This is a genomic window from Rhodopila globiformis (genome assembly GCF_002937115.1).
GTDB classification, from domain to species: Bacteria; Pseudomonadota; Alphaproteobacteria; order Acetobacterales; family Acetobacteraceae; genus Rhodopila; species Rhodopila globiformis.
Genome location: NZ_NHRY01000236.1, coordinates 46,683 through 60,923, shown reverse-complemented (window position 1 = coordinate 60,923; position 14,241 = coordinate 46,683). Strand labels below are relative to the sequence as shown.

Sequence of the window (14,241 nt, the reverse complement as noted above, 5' to 3'; positions counted from 1 at the left end):
ATAATTCCGGTCCGTTGATGCCGTGATCGCACGGTGCCTTAACGACTACAGCAACAAGGAGCCTACTGTTCATGCGTACTTATAGAATTCCGTCACTGGCCGTGCTTGGCGTCGTTCTTGGGTTGTCAGCCTGCACCAATCCCTATGATCCCGGGCAGCGTGCCATTGGCGGCGGCCTGCTGGGCGCCGGCACGGGCGCGGCGATTGGTGGCCTGGCCGGCGGCGGCAGCGGCGCGGCGGCCGGTGCGCTGATCGGCGGCGCTGTCGGCGCGATCGGCGGCGCCGCGACCACGCCGCAGCCGGCCCCGCGCTACTATCGGGGCTACTGACCACCCGATCGGCCGCTTCCTCACCGTCATGGCCGGGCGTGTCCCCATACGCGCCAACTTAGTCGGTCGGCGGCACGATCGTTGCCACATCGTCATGCCGGGCGTAGGCCCGGCATCCACGCCTGGCGGTGTTGATGCCGCGGAAAGGCGTGGATGGCGGCCCGGCGGCCGCCATGACGATTGGGACGGTTCGCCGCGCCCGGCGGCCAAAGCTAGCGCCCATGGGGCGTGTCCCGGCCATCCACTCCCCCAACCGTTGAAGCGCAGATGGCCGGGACACGTCCGGCCATGACGGTGAGAGAAGGCCTTGCTCTGCCAGGCCCCGCATACTGATTGCTATGGGCCTTCGCCCGGCATGACGAGAGAGCAACGACCGCGCCGACGTCCCGCTGTGTCGCCGCCTACGACGATCCGCCAGAGTGTGCCCGGGCCTGCAAAGCCGAGAGGATCGCACGCGCCAGCGGCGTCCCGCACAGGTCCTCGACATCGGGATTCAGGCGCCGCCGCCAGTTCGGCCGTTCCCGGTCGGTGCCGGGCAGGTTGACCGCCTCAAGCTCGCCGGCGAGGTCGTCCGCCTGGACCAGCATCAGCAGCGCCGGCGTGGCGGAGACGAAGGCATGCACCGCCCGGGCGACCGCGGCGGGCATCGGTGCGGTGACAGCGACATCCTCCTCCAGCAGCGCCTCGGCCTGAAGCTGGGCGATCAGTTCGGTTTTCTCGGCCGCGCGGGCGATGCGGGCCTGTTCGGCGGCCGCGTCATCCAGCAGGCCCAGGCCGTGCTTTTCCGAGATGTCGGCACCCTGCCACCAGCCGGCCAGCGTCGGCAGGTCGTGGGTCGAGACGCAGGCGGCGGCGAGGCGGCGCCAGTCCGGCGGCGGGCGGATCTGGCCGTCGCGCCGCTCGAACCACAGCACGCTGTAGGACAGGATGTTGCAGGCAGCGAGCGTGGCCGGCATGCCCTCGGGCACCGTGCCCAGGTCCTCGCCCACCACCAGGCAGCGCGCAAACTGGCTCTGCAACGCGACCTGGGCGAGCAGGTCCTGCAGCGGATAGATGACATAGGCGCCGTCCGCCGGGCTGGCGCCGTCGGGAACGACGAACAGCCGGCGCAGGCCCATGACATGGTCGATCCGCAGCGCACCGGCGTGGCGCATGTTGGCGACCAGCAGCTCATTGAAGGCGGCATAGCCGTCGCGCTGCATCGCCACCGGGTCGGGCGGCGGCAGCATCCACACCTGGCCGTTGGCCGAGAACGGATCGGGCGGCGCGCCGACGGAGACTCCCCGCATCAGCGTGTCCTGTGCCGCCCAGGCTTCCGCCCCGTCCGGCGCGGCGCCGACGGCGAGGTCGCGGTAGAAGCCCAGGGACAATCCGTCGCGGGCAGCCGACGCGGCAGCCTCGGCGAGCTGCGCGTCGGCCATGGTTTGCAGGAAGGCGTGGAACTGCACCAGCTCGCCGTGCTTGCCGACGAAATCCGCGATGCCGGCCGCCGTCGGATGGCGCAGCGTCTCGGGCCAGGACTGCCAGGCTGCGGAGCCCAGCGTCTCGGCGATCGCCTCGAACGTCGCGAAGCGCTTCAGCGCCGCGGGAAGCGTGTCCAGGCCCATCGGCCGGAACGCCGCCTGCAGCACGGCACGCTTGCGCTCCCACACCGCCGGGTAATCGACCGGCCCGGGTGCCGAGGGCAGCCCGGCGCCGCCGGGCAGCCCCGAGACGTCGATATAGATCGGGTCGAGGAACCGGCGGTCGGACGGGTGATACGGGCTGGCGCGGCTGCGGTCATGCGGGAACAGTGCGTGCAGCGGGTTCAGCCCGACCATCGACGCCCCTGCCCCGGCCGCCACGCTTGCGAGGCGCCGCAGCGTGGTGAAGTCGCCGACGCCCTGGTCGCCCCTGGAACGCAGGGAATACAGGTGCGCGGCAATGCCGAACCGCCGCTCGCCGTCGCGCAAGGCCGGCGGCAGGTAGCAGGCGTCGGGCGCCACGATCAGGTGGCAAATCTGGTCGGGCCGATCCTCGTTCAGCAGGCGGTGGCGGCCGAGCGGCTGTGGCGGCAGGACCACCGCGGCGTCCCGGCTGGGGAACCGCTCGCGGCTGCCGTCCTCGCGCAGCAGGGTGATCCAGGCTGGCCGCGGCGTGCCCAGCCCAACCGTGATCCCCTGGTCGGCCCGCCCGACGACCACCGGCGGCAGCGGCGCGTCCCGGTCGCGCAGCAGGCGCGCGAGGCTGTCGGACAGGTCGCCGGGAGTCTCCGCCGGCAGGCGCATCGCCGCCAGCAGCCTACGCTTCGTATCGGCGCTGACCTTGTGGTAGCCGCCGTCGATGTCCCACCAGATCGGGTCGATCCCCGCCAGCCCGGCCAGCTTGTCCAGATCGGCCTCGGCGACGCCTTCGTGCCGGCGGGCGGCGGTTTTGCCGTCTTCCTGGAACACGGTGACGGACCGCGCCGGAATCGCCAGGCTGTCCGCGGGTTCCGTCCCGGTGCTGTCCAGCACGCGCTGCCATCCGTAGCCCGGGCGCGGCGGCGGCAGGGTAATCGTCGTGGCGGCGGCATCGGCGTGGAACACCAGGACGGCCCGCGCGCCCTCGGCGTACAGAGCCGCGACCAGGGTGCGGTTGTCGGCGCGGTTCCAGTCGGCCAGGTCCAGAGCATGGCCGTCGGTCCCGAGCCAGGCGACATCCGGCAAGCCCGTGTCGTCGGTCGCCGTGCCGGTCAGCGCCTGGCCGCTGAACAGCGGCGCCAGCGACTGCCGCAGCGCGATCAGGCGGGCGGTGAAGCCGATCAGGCTGTCGTCGGCCGTGGCCCAGTCGATCCAGGATTTGGCGTTGTCCTGGGCATAGGCATTGTTGTTGCCGTGCTGCGTGCGGCCAAGCTCGTCGCCCAGCGACAGCATCGGCGTCCCGCGCGCCAGCAGCAGCGTCGCCAGCAGCGCCCGCGCATCCCGGGCCCGCGCCGCGACCACGGCGGGGTCGTCGGACGGTCCCTCGACGCCGTTGTTCCAGGACAGGTTGTTGTCCGAGCCGTCGCGGTTGTTCTCGCCGTTGGCCTCGTTCCGCTTCCGCGTGAACGCCACCAGGTCGGCCAGCGGGAAGCCGTCATGCGCGACGGCGAAGTTGATGCTGCGCGTCAGCGGCCGGTGCGCCCCGGCGAAGATGTCGGCCGAGCCGGCGACGCGCGTGGTGAAATCGCCCAGCATGCCGGGATCGCCGCGCCAGAACCGCCGCACCGTGTCGCGGAAGTGGTCGTTCCACTCGCCCCAGCGCGGCGGGAAAGCGCCGAGCTGGTGGCCGCCGGCGCCGACGTCCCAAGGCTCGGCGATCAGCGCACAGCGCGACAGCACCGGGTCCTGCTCGACCGCCGCCAGGAACGGCGCGTCGGGGTCGAAGCCATCGTCCCGCCGCCCCAACGCCACCGCCAGGTCGAGGCGGAACCCGTCAATCCCGCCGTACAGCGCCCAGGTGCGCAGCGCATCCGTGCCCAGGCGCGTGACAATGGCGCGCTCCATTGCCAGGACGTTGCCGCAGCCCGCGTCGTTGACATAGCGCGACCGGTCGGCTGCCAGACGGTAGTAGGTGGCATTGTCCAGGCCGCGCAGCGACAGGGTGGGGCCGAGCTCGTCGCTCTCGCCGCTGTGGTTCAGCACGACGTCCAGGATCACGGCGATTCCGGCGGCATGCAGGGCATCCACGGCGGCGCGGATTTCCGCCCAGCCGCCCGGCGCCAGCCTGGGATCGGGCGCGAGGAAGGCCACCGGGTTGTAGCCCCAGTAGTTCGTCAGGTTCAGCGCCGGCAGGTGGCGTTCGTCGGTCCAGGCGGCGCAGGGCATCAGCTCCACCGCCGTGACGCCGAGGCGGGTCAGGTGGGCGATGCTCGCCGGATGCCCCAGGGCGGCGAAGGTGCCGCGGATCGCCGGCGGGATGTCCGTATGCGTCATGCTGAAGCCGCGGACGTGCAGCTCGTAGATCACCTGGCGGTCCCAGTCGAACGCCGGCCGTGCGGCGGCGGCCAGAACGGGCGGCGGCTGGACGATCGCCTTCGGCATCAGCGGGGCGGTGTCGTCGGGGCGCGGCGCGGGGACGTCGAACAGCAGCGGATGCAGCCGGACGGGACGGTCGATCGCCGTCGCCCAGGGGTCGATCAGCAGTTTGGCGGGGTTGAAGCGGTGGCCGTTGCCCGGGTCCCAGGGGCCGTAGGCGCGCAGCCCGTAGCGCGTGCCGGCGGGCACGCCGGGGATGTGGCCGTGAAACACGGGCCCGGTGCGCTCGGGCAGGCGCAGCCGGGCGGTCTCGTTGTCCTGGGCGTCGAACAGGCTGATGGCGATCGCCTCGGCGTGCGGCGCCACCACCGCGACGTTGATGCCGTCGCCCGCGACGCTGACGCCGGGCGGCTCAGGCGATCCGAGGCCGAGGCTGGTCAAGCGCGGCCTGCCATCAGGGATTCATACAGCCCGGTGTAATGGGCGGCCGGGCCGCGCCAGGAGACGTCGGTTGCCATCGCATTGCGCTGCATCCTCTGCCACACGGGTTGGTTGCGCCACAGGCTGATCATCCGGCGCAGCGCTTCGTACAGCGCCAGGGGCTCGACCGGCCAGAACTGGATGCCGGTGGCGACGCCGGCGGTCAACGCCGCCTCGTTGGCGTCGATGATCGAATCCGCCAGGCCGCCGACGCGTGCCACCACCGGGATGGCGCCGTAGCGCAGGGCGCAAAGCTGGGTCAGGCCGCACGGCTCGAACCGCGACGGCACCAGCAGGGCGTCGCTGCCGGCCTGGATCAGGTGGGCCAGCGGCTCGTTGTAGCCGATGACGCAGCCGACGGCGCCGGGATGCTGCGCCGCGGCGTCGGTGAAAGCCTCCTCGAGCGCCGGCTCGCCGGAGCCGAGCAGGGCGATCTGCACGTCGTTGGCAAGCAGGAAGGGGATCTGGTCCAGCAGCATGTCCAGGCCCTTCTGCGAGGTCAGCCGGCTGATCACGCCGATGACCAGCGACCCTGGCGATTCCTGCAGGCCGAGGCGCTGCTGCAGTGCCGTCTTGTTGGCCGCGCGCGGGCCAAGCCGACCGCGGAAGTAGCGGTTGGGGATCAGGTCGTCGGTCGCCGGGTTCCAGACGCTGTCGTCGATGCCGTTCAGGATGCCGGACAGGACGTCGGCACGGTGGCGCAGCACGCCGTCGAGGCCCATGCCGTTGTCCTCGCCGGTGATCTCCCGCGCGTACGTCGGCGACACCGTGGTCAGCCGATCGGCCATGGCAAGGCCGCCTTTGAGGAAGCTGACGTGCCGGTGGTACTCCAGGCCGTCCATCGCGAACGCCGAATCGGGCAGGCCGAGGCGGGGAAACAGCGTCGCCGGATACAGGCCCTGGAAGGCGAGGTTGTGGACCGTCAGCACGGTGCCGGGCCGGCGGCCATGATGGAACGCGAGATAGACGGGGGTCAGCGCGGCCTGCCAGTCATGCGCGTGCACGATGTCGAAGCTCAGCCCGGGTACCAGGCCGACGCCGATGGCGGCGGCCGCGGCGCTCAGGCCGGCGAAGCGGATGCCGTTGTCCGGCCACTCCTTGCCGTCGGGGCCGAGATAGGGGTTGCCCTGCCGCGCGAACAAATGCGGCGCGTCGATCACCAGCAGGTCGAGCGAGGCGGCATTGGCGCGCAGGACCTCGGCCGGGCCGCCGAACAGATCGGGGAAGTGATAGATCGCGGTGGCATTCCTGAGCCCGCTCAGGATGGCCGGGTAGCCGGGCACCACCGTGGTGGCCTGCACGCCGGCCGCCTTCAGCGCCTGCGGCAGCGCGCCCATCACGTCGGCAAGTCCGCCGGTCTTCAGCAGCGGGAAGATTTCGGAGCCAACGGCGAGTACTCGGGTCAATGTTTGTTGTCCGTCCGTGTTGTCGCGGGCATGGACCCGCTTCGATGAAGGGCGGCGCCGGTAGCAGCGCAATCACGCGTGACAGGCCCGATCAGTATCCCGATCAGTATACGGGGAGAGAGCAAGGTCGTCTCCCTATCGTCATGGTCGGGCGTGTCCCGGCCATCTGCGCTTCGACGGTGGGGGGTGGATCGCCGGGACACGCCCGGCCATGACGGGGGGAGAGAGTCACCTGAACCATGAAGTCCGAGGCGATTCTCAGCCGGCCAGCCGCTCGATCATCGGCGGCGTGATCAGGCAGACGCCGCGCTCGGTGCGGCGGAAGCGCCGGGCGTCTTCCTCCGGATCCTCACCCACCACCAGGCCCGCCGGAATCCGCACGCCCTTTTCAACGATCACGTTGCGCAGCCGGGCGCCGCGGCCGATGTCGGCAAGCGGCAGGATCACCGCCTGCTCGACCCGTGCATACGAATGTACATGCACGCCGGTGAACAGCAGCGACTGGCGCAGGAACGCGCCCGAGACGATGCAGCCGCCCGACACCAGGGACGAGATCGCCTCGCCGCGGCGGCCGACTTCCTCGTGCACGAACTTTGCCGGCGGCGTGATCTCGGCATAGGTCCAGATCGGCCATTCGTGGTCGTACAGGTCGAGCGCGGGGATCACCGCGGTCAGGTCGATGTTGGCTTCCCAGTAGGCGTCGAGCGTGCCGACGTCGCGCCAGTACGCCTCCCGCTCGGCGCCCGACCGGACGCAGGACTGGGTGAAGCGATGCGCCACGGCTTTGCCGTGCTTGACCAGGTAGGGAATGATGTCCTTGCCGAAATCGCGGTTGGAGGACGCATCGGCGGCGTCGCGGCGCAACTGGTCGATCAGGAAGTCCGTCTTGAAGACGTAGATGCCCATGCTGGCCAGCGCCATGTCCGGCCGGTCCGGCATCGGCGGCGGATCGGCTGGCTTCTCGATGAAGGCGATGATGCGGTCTTTCTCGTCCACGTGCATGACGCCGAAGCCGGTGGCCTCCACGCGCGGCACCTCGATGCAGCCGACGGTGACGTCCGCCTGCTGCTCGGCGTGCTGCTCCAGCATCAGGGCGTAGTCCATCTTGTAGACGTGGTCGCCCGCCAGGACGACGATGTATTCCGGCTTGTAGCCCTCGATGATGTCGATGTTCTGATACAGCGCGTCTGCGGTGCCCGCATACCAGGTATCGCCAGAGCGCTGGGATGCGGGCAGGATGTCGAATCCCTCGTTCCGCTCCGGCCGGAGGAAGTTCCAGCCGCGCTGCAGGTGCCGGATCAGGCTGTGCGCCTTGTACTGGGTGGCGACGCCGATTCGGCGGATGCCTGAATTCAGGGCATTGGACAGGGCGAAGTCGATGATGCGGCTCTTGCCGCCGAAGTGTACCGCAGGCTTTGCCCGCGTATCGGTCATTTCGAGCAATCGTGATCCGCGTCCGCCTGCCAGGACATACGCCATGGCGTCACGGACGATCGGGGCATGGATTCCGGAACGCTGCGGCATTGACGCTTCCCCCTGCCTGGGCAACCTGGTTAACGTCCCCCGATGGGAACGTACCAGGCGCCGTAGCACAAGGGCACGTGACTGCCTATGCGGAAGCTTGATAGGCCGGCACGTCCCAGACGTCGGTGGCGTAGTCGCGGATCGACCGGTCCGAGGAGAACCAGCCGACATTGGCCGTGTTCAGGATCGCCGACTGCCACCACTCCTCCGGCCGGCGCCAGATGTCGGCGATGTGCCGCTGGGTGGCGAAGTAATGATCGAAGTCGGCGCAGACCAGGAAGTAGTCGTGGTAGCGCAGCGAATCGACCAGGCCGCGGTAGCGGTCCGGCTCATCCGGCGAGAACACGCCCGCCTGCACGCTGTCCAGCACTTCCGACAATGCCGGGGAGGCAGCGATCAGGTCGCCGGCATCCAGCCCGCGCTGCCGCCGCGCCGCCACCTTGTCCGCCGTCAGGCCGAATATGTGGATGTTCTCCATCCCGACGCGCTCGGCGATTTCGACGTTGGCGCCGTCCAGCGTGCCGACGGTCAACGCGCCGTTCAGCGCGAACTTCATGTTGCCGGTGCCGGACGCCTCCATCCCGGCGGTGGAGATCTGCTCCGACACGTCCGAGGCCGGGATGACCATCTCGGCCAGGCTGACCGAGTAGTTGGGCAGGAAGACGATCTTCAGGATGTTGCGGACGGTCGGGTCGTTGTTCACCACCTTCGCCACGTCGTGGATCAGCTTGATGACCAGCTTGGCCTGGTAATAGCTGGCCGCCGCCTTTCCGGCGAAGATCTTCACCCGCGGCGCCCAGTCGTCCATCGGCCGCGCCCGGATGGCGTTGTACAGCGCGATCGCCTCCAGAATATTGAGCAACTGCCGCTTGTACTCGTGGATCCGCTTGATGTGGACGTCGAACAGGGCGTTCGGATCGACACGGATTTCCAGTTCCCGCCGGATCAGGTCCGCCAGCGCCAGCTTGTTGACGTAGCGGCAGGCGGCGAAGCGCTTCTGGAAGGCGCGGTCCGAGGCCAGGGGCCGCAGCGCGGTCAGCGCGTTCTCGTCCTCCAGCACCTTCGGCCCGACGGTGTCGGTCAGCAGCCGGGTCAGCCGCGGGTTGGCTTCGAACAGCCAGCGGCGGAAGGCGATGCCGTTGGTGACGTTGACGATGCGCTCGGGGAACAGGTTGTGCAGATCGCGGAACACCGTCTCCCGCATCAGCCCGGTGTGGAGGGCAGAAACGCCGTTGACACGGTGCGAGCCCAGGAAGGCCAGGTGGCTCATGCGCACCCGCCGCCCCTGCTGCTCATCAATCATGGACACGCTGGACAGCAGGCGGTCGTCGGACGGGTATTCCAGGCGGACCTTGCCCAGGTGCAGCGCGTTGATCAGGTAGATGATCTGCATGTGGCGCGGCAGCAGCCGCTCCATCAGCGGCACCGGCCAGACCTCCAGCGCCTCAGGCAGCAACGTGTGGTTGGTGTAGCTGAAGGTTGCCTGCGTCATGCGCCAGGCTTCCTCCCAGGGGATCTGGTGCACGTCCAGCAGGATGCGCATCAGCTCCGCCACGGCGATGGCCGGGTGGGTGTCGTTCAGCTGGATCGCGGTCTTGTCGGGCAGGCTGCTGATGTGGCCGAACGCCCGGATATGGCGGCGGACGAGGTCCTGCAGCGAGGCCGAGACGAAGAAGTATTCCTGCCGCAGCCGCAGTTCCTGCCCCGCGGCGGTGGCGTCGGAGGGGTACAGCACCTTGGTAATGGATTCCGCCCGCACCTGCTCGGCCAGCGCGCCGGCGTGGTCGCCGTGGTTGAACGCATCCAGCCGCAGCGGATCGGCCGATCGCGCGGACCACAGGCGCAGGGTGTTGACCCGCCGCCCGCGCCAGCCGACGACCGGCGTGTCGTAGCCCACGGCCTCGACCGTCTCGGCCGGGTGCCAGACGTGCCGCACCGCGGCTTCCGAGATCGGCACCGCCTCGATCGAGCCGCCGAAGCCGATGTTGTAGCTGACCTCGGGCCTGTGGAACTCCCACGGGTTGCCCATCGCCAGCCAGTCTTCCGGGTATTCGTGCTGCCAGCCGTTCTTTACCACCTGGCGGAACAGCCCGTGCTCATAGCGGATGCCGTAGCCATGGGCCGGGATGTCGAGCGTCGCCATGCTCTCCATGAAGCAGGCGGCCAGCCGTCCGAGGCCGCCGTTGCCCAACGCAGCGTCAGGCTCCAGCGCGCGCAGCTTGTCGAGATCGACGTCAAGCCCGGCCAGCGCCGCGCGCATCGTCTCGATCATGTTCATGTTGTTGAGGTTGTCGAACAGCAGCCGGCCGATGAGGAACTCAAGCGACAGGTAGTAGACCCGCTTGGCGCCCTGCTGGTACGTCGCCTCGGTGCTGGACACCCAGCGGTCAACGATCAGGTCGCGGATCGCCACCGCGGTGGCGATCAACCAGTCGCGTTCCGTCGCGACGGCGCGACGTTTGCCCACATGGTAGGTGAGCTTGTCCAGGATCGCATCCCGCAAAGCCACCACGTCGGCGTCGTTCTGCTCGGTGTCGACTGTACGGCTGGTCTCATCGGCGGCGAGCCGCTCCGAGATATCCATATCAAGCTCCACGCTTCTTCACCTCTTCGTGATCCTGCTTATCGCCACGAAAGCATGTCTGTACCGTCAGCATCAACCCTTTGCACGAGCTTACGGCAGTTTTGCGGCCAGTTTAGGCCAGTTTTTGACATTTTCCACGGTGATGTGACGAAATTGCAGGCGATGCCCGGTTTCATGGCACGTCATTGCGCCCTGTTGCCAGGGTTTTGCACCGGTTGCTGCGTTAAAGCTTCGCGAAACACCAGGATACGGCCCGCGGGGGGCCATATCCTCACAACGGCCTGCCGCCAGATCACGATGCCGGTACCGGCACCCGCCAGCACCAGGACGCTGGCCAGCCAGGCCGCCGTCAGCCCGACGCGGCGTGGCGACCGCGGCGGCGGCATCGCGGCCAGCCGCTGCATCGCATCCGCTAGCGGCGCCGCCGGCTCCCGCGCCACCGGTTCTGGCGGCGTTGGCGCCCCCTGCGGCGGCGCCGGCTCGGCCACCGGGGCCGGCTTCCAGACCGCATTGCAGCGGGCGCAGCGCACATGGCGCCCCGGCCTCAGGCGGGAGGCGGGCACTTCATACACGGCGGCGCAGGTCGGACAGGCAATCTGCATGGAAACCCGTTATGATCCGTCACGGATCATAGCTGGAATGTCACCGGATGTCGCAAAACAGTTTACTCGATCACGACGAAATGGCGGGAATCGGCGGTCTTCGCTAGACAGCGCTGATGCTGAAATTCGACGGAGTCGGTCTGCGCTATGGGCATGGCGGCCTGCACCAGGGCAGGGCGCTGGGGCCGGAAGTGCTGCACGACATCAGCTTCCGGCTGGAGCCCGGGGCATTCCGCTGGTTGCTCGGCCCGTCCGGGGCAGGCAAGACCAGCCTGCTGCGCCTGATGTACCTGGCGGTGCGGCCGACGCGCGGGCACCTGACCCTGCTCGGCACCGACGTTGCGACGGCGCCGCGGCGCGCCCTGCCGGTGCTGCGCCGGCGCATCGGCGTGGTGTTCCAGGATTTCCGCCTGCTGCCGCACCTGTCGGCGTTCGACAACGTCGCCCTGCCGCTGCGCATCGCCGGCCGCCCGGAAGGCCAGATCCGCGCCGACGTCACTGAGCTGATGCGCTGGGTCGGCCTGTTCCGCCACCTCGACGCGCGCCCCGCCGCGATGTCCGGCGGCGAGCAGCAGCGCGTCGCCATCGCACGCGCGGTGATCACCCGTCCCGCCCTGCTGCTGGCCGACGAGCCGACCGGCAACCTGGATGACGGCCAGGCCGAGCGGCTGATGCAGCTGTTCAAGGAACTGAACCGCATCGGCACCACCGTGATCGTCGCCACTCATAATGAGTCGCTGGTTGGCCGGCATCCCGCCCCGGCGCTGCGCATCGCCGATGGGTACCTGTCCACTGGCCGTTCCCCTGGCCCTTCCACTGGCCCTTCCCCTGGCCCTTCCACTGGCCGCGGCGACGCACCGGAGGCATCATGAGCCCGCTGCGCCCGGCCGGCTCGCTGCGTCCCGCCGGTTTCGACGAGCTGGGCCTGCGCCGCGCCCTGTCGGACCGCATGCTGCCGCTGCTGGTGGCGGCGATGGCGTTCCTGGCCGCGCTGGCCATGGCCGGCTGGTTGGGCACCGCGGCGCTGGCCCGCCACTGGCAGGAAGGCGCCGGCGCGGCGCTGACGGTGCAGGTGCCGCAGCCCGGCGAGGCGTCCAGCCAGCCGAAGGAGACGCGCCTGGCCGCGGTGCTGGCCCTGCTGAGCGGCACGCCCGGCGTTGCCTCGGCGCACGCGCTGTCGCAGCAGGAACTGGGCGACCTGCTGAAGCCCTGGCTCGGGCAGGGCGCGGCGCGGCTGGACGTGCCGATCCCGGCGGTGGTGGCGGTGCGGCTGACGGATGCGGCGATGGACCTGGCGCCGCTGACGAATCGGCTGCAGGCGGCCGCGCCCGGTACCCTGGTGGAGGATCATGGTATATGGATGCGGCGGCTGGCGGTGCTGGCGCGCAGCCTGCAGGCATGCGCCGGCCTGACCCTGCTGCTGGTCGCCGGCGTCGCCGCCGCGGTGATCGCCGTGGCCACCCGCGCCGGCCTGTCCACAAGGCGGGAGGCGATCGAGATCGTGCACGGCCTGGGCGCGACCGACGGCTACATCGCCGCCCGCTTCGCCGCGCGGGCCACCGGCCTGGCTGCGGTTGGGGCGTGCCTCGGCGGCGTCATCGCCCTGCCGATTGTCCTGACCCTGGCGCAGATGGCGGCGCCGTTCGGCGGGCAGGGCGCGCCGAGCGGCAACCCGGTGCAGGATGCGCTGGGCGCGGTGCCGGCGGCCTTGTGGTTCGCCTTGCCGTGTCTTCCCCTCACCGCCGCGGCGATCGGCTTCGTCACGGCCCAGAGCGTCGTGCGGCGATGGCTTCGGCGACTGCCGTAATGCGCCCGCGCGGCGGCGCGCGCTGGGTGGCGGGGATCGCCGCCCTGGCGGTCGTCGCCTGGAGCCTGGGCTTCCTCTGGTTCGTGCAGGTCGCCGTCCACCGCACCGGTCCGCCGCCACCAGCGCACGCCGACGGCGTGGTCGCGCTGACCGGCGGGGCCGGGCGGGTGGAACTGGCGCTGCGCCTGCTGGCCGCGGGCCAGGCCGACAAGCTGCTGCTCAGCGGCATCGGCGGCGGCACCGAGCTGAGCACGCTGGGCCGCATGGCCGGGATCGACACCGCGAAGCTGGCGCCGCGCGTCACCGTCGGCCGCTATGCCAGCTCGACCCTCGGCAACGCGGTGGAGACGGCCGCCTGGGCGGCGCAGAACGATATCAGCACCTTGATCGTCGTCACCGCCGCCTTTCACATGCCGCGCGCCCTGGCCGAACTGCACCGCGCGCTGCCGGACGTCGCCCTGTTCCCGCTGCCGGTGCCGCCGGGGAAGGATGGCACCGAGCGGGGACCGGGGCTGAGGCTGGAGATGGGCGAGTTTGCCAAGTATCTTCTGGCGGTTTCCGGCCTGTCCGCATGGCTGCCGCATCGCGAGGCGCCGGCCGCGCTTCATCCATCCCCGGGTTCCGAAGAATGATCATCCTGCGTTCCGCGATCTTCAACGTCGTGTTCTTCACGGCGACCTTCCTGTTCACCCTGACCGCCGCGCTGGCTGGACTGGTGTTGCCGAACCATGTCATGAGCGTGGTGAACGCCTGGGCCCGCTTCCTGCTGCGGGCAGCGCGGCTGATCTGCGGTATCCGGCTGGAGGTGACCGGGCTGGAGAACATCCCGCCGGGCGCGGCCCTGATCGCCCCGCGCCACCAGTCGGCGTTCGACACCTTCGTGTGGTTCACCCTGGTGCCCCGCTGCGCCTATGTGCTCAAGCAGGAACTGCTGCGCATTCCCGTGTTCGGCCCCCTGCTGCAGACGGCCGGGATGATCCCGATCGATCGCGAGGCCGGCGCCGGCGCGATCCGCACACTGCTGCGGCAGGCGGACACCGCCGTTCGCCACCAGCGGCAGATCGTGATCTTCCCGGAGGGAACCCGCAGCGAGCCCGGCCAGCCCCGGGCGCTGCAGCCCGGCGTCGCGGCGCTGGCCAGCCGCACCGGCCTGCCGGTCATCCCCGTCGCCACGGACTCCGGCCTGTGCTGGGGACGCCGGGCGTTCCGCAAGCGGCCCGGCACCATCCGCATCGTCATCGCCCCCCCTATCCCGCCCACCGCCGATCGGCCGGCGTTGATGCGGGTGCTGCAGGCGGGGATTGGAGCCCTGGATCAACCTGTGGCGAGCGAATCGGCGCGGTTGCATCAACCTGTGGATAACTCTGTGGGGTGATCTTGTCCGAGATTGTTGCTACGCATGAGTTCGCGGGGTTAACCGATTGATAAAACAGGGATTGATTTTTATTCCCGTGACTTTTTCACGGATGTTTGCGGCCTGGGGATGGAAATGCTTGATTCGATTGGATGTTGTGCCCGGAGCGGCAATGTGC

10 protein-coding genes are annotated in these 14,241 nt (G+C 69.7%); 5 read left to right on the top strand and 5 right to left on the bottom strand.

Annotated features, from left to right (window positions below):
* Positions 1–71: 71 nt before the first annotated feature.
* Complete coding sequence (locus CCS01_RS23510) at positions 72–329, top strand: hypothetical protein (protein WP_104521195.1); 258 nt, start codon at positions 72–74, stop codon at positions 327–329.
* A 401-nt stretch (positions 330–730) separates the two neighbouring features.
* Here the strand turns inward: CCS01_RS23510 and glgX are convergent, their stop codons facing one another.
* The 5 genes from glgX to CCS01_RS36225 form a co-directional block, all read right to left on the bottom strand.
* Positions 731–4,747, bottom strand: coding sequence for a glycogen debranching protein GlgX (gene glgX, locus CCS01_RS23505; protein ID WP_104521194.1), 4,017 nt, complete (start codon positions 4,745–4,747; stop codon positions 731–733).
* A complete protein-coding gene (glgA, locus tag CCS01_RS23500; RefSeq protein WP_104521193.1) occupies positions 4,744–6,192 on the bottom strand; it encodes a glycogen synthase GlgA in 1,449 nt (482 codons plus the stop codon). Before glgA ends, glgX begins: the two co-directional genes overlap by 4 nt.
* A 258-nt stretch (positions 6,193–6,450) precedes the next feature.
* A complete protein-coding gene (glgC, locus tag CCS01_RS23495) occupies positions 6,451–7,716 on the bottom strand; it encodes a glucose-1-phosphate adenylyltransferase (RefSeq protein WP_104521192.1) in 1,266 nt (421 codons plus the stop codon).
* 85 nt (positions 7,717–7,801) lie between these two features.
* Entirely contained in the window at positions 7,802–10,300 is a 2,499-nt protein-coding gene (locus CCS01_RS23490) for a glycogen/starch/alpha-glucan phosphorylase (protein WP_104521191.1), read from the bottom strand.
* Positions 10,301–10,482: 182 nt separating this feature from the next.
* Positions 10,483–10,902: a zinc-ribbon domain-containing protein gene (locus tag CCS01_RS36225; RefSeq protein ID WP_104521190.1), complete on the bottom strand. Its 420-nt coding sequence runs from the start codon at positions 10,900–10,902 to the stop codon at positions 10,483–10,485.
* Positions 10,903–11,018: 116 nt separating this feature from the next.
* Between CCS01_RS36225 and CCS01_RS23480 the strand changes: the two genes are divergently transcribed.
* The 4 genes from CCS01_RS23480 to CCS01_RS23465 are packed head-to-tail and all read left to right on the top strand — an operon-like array spanning position 11,019 to position 14,084.
* Positions 11,019–11,774, top strand: coding sequence for a cell division ATP-binding protein FtsE (locus CCS01_RS23480; RefSeq protein ID WP_104521189.1), 756 nt, complete (start codon positions 11,019–11,021; stop codon positions 11,772–11,774).
* Positions 11,771–12,709, top strand: a complete 939-nt coding sequence (locus CCS01_RS23475; RefSeq protein ID WP_104521188.1) for a cell division protein FtsX — start codon at positions 11,771–11,773, stop codon at positions 12,707–12,709. The genes CCS01_RS23480 and CCS01_RS23475 overlap by 4 nt, the downstream gene beginning before the upstream one ends.
* Positions 12,709–13,341: a YdcF family protein gene (locus CCS01_RS23470; protein ID WP_104521187.1), complete on the top strand. Its 633-nt coding sequence runs from the start codon at positions 12,709–12,711 to the stop codon at positions 13,339–13,341. The genes CCS01_RS23475 and CCS01_RS23470 overlap by 1 nt, the downstream gene beginning before the upstream one ends.
* Positions 13,338–14,084, top strand: a complete 747-nt coding sequence (locus tag CCS01_RS23465) for a lysophospholipid acyltransferase family protein (protein ID WP_104521186.1) — start codon at positions 13,338–13,340, stop codon at positions 14,082–14,084. Before CCS01_RS23470 ends, CCS01_RS23465 begins: the two co-directional genes overlap by 4 nt.
* The last annotated feature ends 157 nt before the right edge of the window (positions 14,085–14,241 follow it).

Coding starts and splice junctions, on each gene's coding strand:
- CCS01_RS23470 (WP_104521187.1), top strand. CDS start 12,709: ATGCGCCCGCGCGGCGGCGCGCGCTGGGTGGCGGGGATCGCCGCCCTG.
- glgC (WP_104521192.1), bottom strand. CDS start 7,716: ATGCCGCAGCGTTCCGGAATCCATGCCCCGATCGTCCGTGACGCCATG.
- CCS01_RS23510 (WP_104521195.1), top strand. CDS start 72: ATGCGTACTTATAGAATTCCGTCACTGGCCGTGCTTGGCGTCGTTCTT.
- CCS01_RS36225 (WP_104521190.1), bottom strand. CDS start 10,902: ATGCAGATTGCCTGTCCGACCTGCGCCGCCGTGTATGAAGTGCCCGCC.
- CCS01_RS23490 (WP_104521191.1), bottom strand. CDS start 10,300: ATGGATATCTCGGAGCGGCTCGCCGCCGATGAGACCAGCCGTACAGTC.
- CCS01_RS23475 (WP_104521188.1), top strand. CDS start 11,771: ATGAGCCCGCTGCGCCCGGCCGGCTCGCTGCGTCCCGCCGGTTTCGAC.
- CCS01_RS23480 (WP_104521189.1), top strand. CDS start 11,019: ATGCTGAAATTCGACGGAGTCGGTCTGCGCTATGGGCATGGCGGCCTG.
- CCS01_RS23465 (WP_104521186.1), top strand. CDS start 13,338: ATGATCATCCTGCGTTCCGCGATCTTCAACGTCGTGTTCTTCACGGCG.